A 5164-nucleotide genomic window follows, 5' to 3' on the forward strand; every position below is an offset into this window, starting at 1 on the left:
CCGACAGATCCATACCCGCCGTCAGCTCGTGCAGATGCAGCGCCGCGTCCACCTTCGGCCGCATCACCCGCTCCACCTGCTCCGCCGACAGCGACCCGATCACACCGTCGTCCAGCACACCCGCCGCATGCACCACACCCGTCAGCGGACGCTCCAACGACCCGACCAACCGCGCCACCTGCTCACGGTCGGACACGTCGCAGGCGACGACCCGCACCTCGGCGCCGAGCGCCTCCAGTCCGGCCGTCAGCTCCCCGGCCCCCTCGGCCGCGGGACCGCGCCGGCTCACCAGCACCAGATCCCGTACGCCTCGCTCCACCAAGTGCCGAGCGACCAGCGCACCCAGACCACCCGTACCACCCGTGATCAGCACACGCTCATCCGCCGACCAGCCCGGGGCCCCGCCCGGTACCACCGCACCGGCGCGCCCGAGCCGGGGAGCCCACAGCCCGCCCTCGCGGACGGCCAGTTGCGGCTCGTCCACGGTGAGGAGCGTGCTCCACTCCGGCGCGTCGGCGCCGGCGTCGGCGAGGTCGACCAGCCGGAACCGGTCCGGGTGCTCCGACTGCGCACTGCGCACCAGACCCCACACCGCCGCCTGCGCGACGTCCGGAGCCTCACCGGCCACCGACACCGCGCCGCGTGTGACGAGGACGAGCCGCGTACCGATGAAGCGCTCGCTGCTCAGCCAGCGCTGGATCAGTTCGAGGGTCCGCCCGGTGACCGTCCGCGCGCTCTCGCCCGCGTCACCCGCGCCGGCCGGGGCCTCGATGCCGACCAGCACCGCGTCCGGTGCCGTCGCGCCCTCCGCGAGGGCCCGCTCCAGCGCGTCGAGATCCGCGAACCGCTCACCGGCCAGGGCGTGTGCGCCGAGGGCGGCACACCGCACCGGCGCCGGCGCCCCGGCCCTCACCGGGGTCCAGTCGACCTTGAACAGCGGGCTGTCGGAGCGGCCGCGTGCCGCCTCGATCTGCGCCTGTTCGACCGGCCGGATGTCGAGCCGCTCCACGCTCGCGATCGGCTGCCCGTCCTCCCCGGCGATGTCGATCCGCAGCGCGGTGTCGCTCGTCGGCCCGCTCCGTACCCGCAGGCGCGTGAGACCGCCGCGGTGCAGCCGCACCCTGGTCCAGGAGAAGGGCAGCCCGCCCTGGGTGGCGCCGCTCCGCCCGAGCAGGCTGAGTCCGCCGTGCAGTGAGGAGTCGAACAGCGCGGGGTGGAGGGCGAACCCCTCCGCCGGTCCCGCGTCGTCCGGCAGCGCGAGTTCGGTGTAGACCTCGTCGCCGGAGCGCCACGCCGCCTCCACGGCCCGGAAGGCGGGGCCGTAGTCGAAGTCGCCGTCGGTCAGGTGCGCGTAGGTGTTCACCCGGGCGTAGAGCGTGTCGACGGTGACCGGTTCCGCACCGGCCGGCGGCCACTGCGCCGGGAGCGCCTCGGACGGCTCCGTGTCCACGGCCAGCCAGCCACGCCCGTGGCAGGTCGGCTCCGGCCGCTCCTCATCGGCGCCGGCCTGCGGCTGCGAGAAGATCGCGACCTCGCGCCGGCCGTCCTCGCCGGCCTGGCCGACGGTGACCTGGATGTGCCGTACGGCGTTCTCCTCCAGGATCAGCGGCGACTCGATCACCAGCTCGTCCAGCATCCGGCAGCCGACCTCGTCACCCGCCGTCAGGGCGAGTTCGACCAGCGCGGCACCCGGCACCACGACCGCTCCGAACACCGTGTGGTCGCGGGTCCAGGGGTGTGCGTCGATGGACATGCGGCCGGTGAACACCCACTCGTCGCGGTCGCCCATCCGCACCGCGGCGGCGAGGACCGGGTGCTCGACGCTGCCCTGCCCGGCGGTGCTCGCGTCGGCGGCCCTCGCGCCCGGGGCGAGCCAGAACCGCTCGCGCTGGAACGCGTACGTGGGCAGCGACACGCGCCCGGCACCGCTGCCTGCGTACAGCTCCGGCCAGTCCACCTCCACCCCGGCCGCGTGGGCCTCGGACAGGGACGTCAGGAACCGCCGCAGACCGCCCTCGTCCCGGCGCAGCGACCCGATGATCGCGGTCCGGTCGGCGGCGCCGTGCGCCTGGACGGTGTCCTCCACCGCCATGGTGAGCACCGGGTGCGGCGACACTTCGACGAAGCAGCCGGCGCCGTGGTCGGACAGCGCGCGCACGGCCTGTTCGAAGCCCACCCGGCCACGCAGGTTGCCGTACCAGTAACGGGCGTCCAGGGTCGCGGTGTCGACGAACCCGCCGGTCGCGGCGGAGTGGAACGGCACCTGTCCGGACACCGGCCGGATCGGGGCCAGGACCTCCAGCAGCTCGTCCTCGATCGCCTCGACATGGGCGGAGTGCGAGGCGTAGTCCACCGCCACCCGGCGTGCCCGCACCTTGTCCCGCTTGCAGACGGCGACGAACTCGTCGAGCGCGTCGGCGTCACCCGCGACCACCACCGCCGTGGGGCCGTTCACCGCGGCGACCGACACCCGGCCGCCGTACGGGGCGAGGAGTTCCTCGACCCGCTCGACCGGCTGCGCCACCGAGACCATGCCGCCCAGGCCGGCCAGCCGCTCGCGGATGAGCCGGCTGCGCAGGGCCACGACCCGGGCGCCGTCGGCGAGCGACAGCCCGCCCGCCACGCACGCGGCCGCGATCTCGCCCTGGGAGTGGCCCACCACCGCCGCGGGCTCCACGCCGTACGAGCGCCACAGTGCCGCCAGCGACACCATCACGGCCCACAGCGCCGGCTGCACGACGTCGACCCGCTCCAGGGACGGGGCGTCCTCGACGCCCCGCAGCACGTCCTCCAGCCGCCATTCCACGAAGGGCGACAAGGCCGCGGCGCACTCCGCCATCCGCTCCGCGAACACCGGGGACGTGTCGAGGAGTTCGACGGCCATGCCCGTCCACTGAGCGCCCTGGCCCGGGAACACGAACACCGCGTGGCCGGCGACCGTCTGCCCCTCGACCACGTTGGCCGCGGGAGAGCCCGCCGCCAGCGCGCCGAGGCCCGCGAGCAGTTCGTCGCGGTCCGAGGCCACCACGGCCGCGCGCCGCTCCAGCTGCGCACGCGTCGTCGCCGAGGACAGGCCGATGTCCGCGAGGTCCAGTTCGGGCCGTGCCGCGAGGTGGGCACGCAGCCGGTCGGCCTGTGCCCGCAGTGCCGTCTCGATGCGCGCGGAGACCACGACCGGCACGACGGCGGGCCGCGAAGACCCGGTCCCGGCCGGCCCGGCCGGCTGCCGCTGGTCGGCCGGGGCCTCCTCCAGGATGACGTGCGCGTTGGTGCCGCTGACACCGAACGACGACACGCCCGCGCGCCGTGTCCGTCCGGAAGCCGGCCACTCCTTGGCTTCCGTCAGCAGCTCGACCGCGCCCGACTCCCAGTCCACGTGCGGTGAGGGCTCGTTCACGTGCAGCGTGGCGGGAAGGACGCCGTGCCGCATCGCCTGCACCATCTTGATCACACCGGCGACGCCGGCCGCGGCCGAGGTGTGCCCGATGTTCGACTTGACCGACCCCAGCCACAGCGGCCCGTCGGTGCGGTCGCGGCCGTACGTCGCCAGCAGCGCCTGCGCCTCGATCGGGTCGCCCAGCTTCGTGCCGGTGCCGTGGCCCTCCACGGCGTCCACGTCCGTCGGGCCCAGCCCCGCGTTCGCCAGCGCCTGCTGGATCACGCGCTCCTGCGACGGGCCGTTGGGGGCGGTGAGGCCGTTGCTCGCACCGTCCTGGTTGACGGCCGAGCCGCGCACCACGGCGAGGATCTCGTGGCCGTTGCGGCGCGCGTCGGAGAGCCGCTCCAGCACGACCAGGCCGACACCGTCGGCGAAGCCGGTGCCGTCCGCGTCCGCCGAGTAGGACCGGCAGCGCCCGTCCGGTGACAGGGCCCGCTGCCGGCTGAACTCCGTCAGCAGGTACGGCCCCGCCATCAGCGTCACGCCACCGGCCAGCGCCAGCGAGCACTCGCCGGAGCGCAGTGCCTGCGCGGCCAGGTGCAGGGCCACCAGCGAGGAGGAGCACGCCGTGTCCACCGACATGGAGGGCCCTTCGAGCCCCAGCGTGTAGGAGATCCGCCCGGACAGCACGCTCGTCGTCGTGCCGGTCAGCCGGTACCCCTCCAGCTCCTGGACGAGCGCGCCGCCGTAGTCCGAGGTGACGGCGCCGGTGAACACCCCGGTGTCACTGCCGCGCAGCGAGGTCGGGTCGATGCCCGCGGCCTCGAACGCCTCCCAGGCCGCCTCCAGGACGAGCCGCTGCTGCGGGTCCATGGCGAGGGCCTCGCGAGGGCTGATGCCGAAGAACTCGGCGTCGAACTCGCCCGGCCGCTCCAGGAATCCGCCGCCGCGCGTGGAGACCTTCCCGGGCTTGTCCGGGTCCGGGTCGTAGAGCCGCTCCAGGTCCCAGCCGCGGTCGGTCGGCAGACCGGACACCGCGTCGCGCCCCGAGGCGACGAGCTTCCACAGCTCCTCCGGCGACGTCACACCGCCGGGGTAGCGGCAGCTCATGCCCACGATCGCGAGCGGCTCGTCGGCTTCCGCGCGCCGGGGCAGCGCGACGGCGCGCGGCGCCGTGGCGGTCTCCCCGATCTCGGCGAGGACCAGTCGGGCGACCGCCGCCGGTGTCGGGTGGTCGAAGACCAGGGTGGCGGGAAGGCGCACACCGGTCGCCCGGGTGAGGTTGTTGCGCAGCTCGACCGCGCTCAGCGAGTCGAAGCCGAGGTCCTTGAAGCTGCGTCCGGTGCCGATCGCGGCCGCCGAGGTGTGGCCGAGGACGGCCGCGACCTGGGTCTGTACGAGCTCCAGTACGACGCGCTCCCGGTCGGGCTCGGGCACCCCGCCCAGCCGCTGCGCCAGGGAGCCACCCGCCGCGGTACGGCGGGCGGGGGCCGGTGCCAGCGCCCGGAGCAGCGGGGGGAGCAGTCCGGCCCGCGCCTGGGCGCGCAGTGCGGCCGTGTCGAGCCGGACCGGCGCCAGCAGCGCCGCGTCCGAACCCAGCGCCCGGTCGAACAGCTCCAGGCCCAGCTCCGCCGACAGCGCACCCACACCCGTGCGTTCCAGACGCGCGAGCTCCGCCTCACCCAGATGACCGGTCATACCGGTCGCGTCGGCCCACAGCCCCCACGCCAACGACACCGCCGGCAACCCGGCCGCACGCCGCTGATGCGCCAGAGCATCCAGCGC

Annotated in this window: 1 protein-coding gene; it reads right to left on the bottom strand. The window is 75.0% G+C overall.

From position 1 onward, the window contains the following. A partial coding sequence (locus ACIA79_RS33470; RefSeq protein ID WP_399432197.1) for an SDR family NAD(P)-dependent oxidoreductase occupies positions 1 to 5077 on the bottom strand: 5077 nt, incomplete at its 3' end. Positions 5078 to 5164 lie beyond the last annotated feature (87 nt).

The sequence above is a fragment of the Streptomyces sp. NPDC051310 genome, assembly GCF_044455245.1.
Lineage (GTDB): Bacteria > Actinomycetota > Actinomycetes > Streptomycetales > Streptomycetaceae > Streptomyces.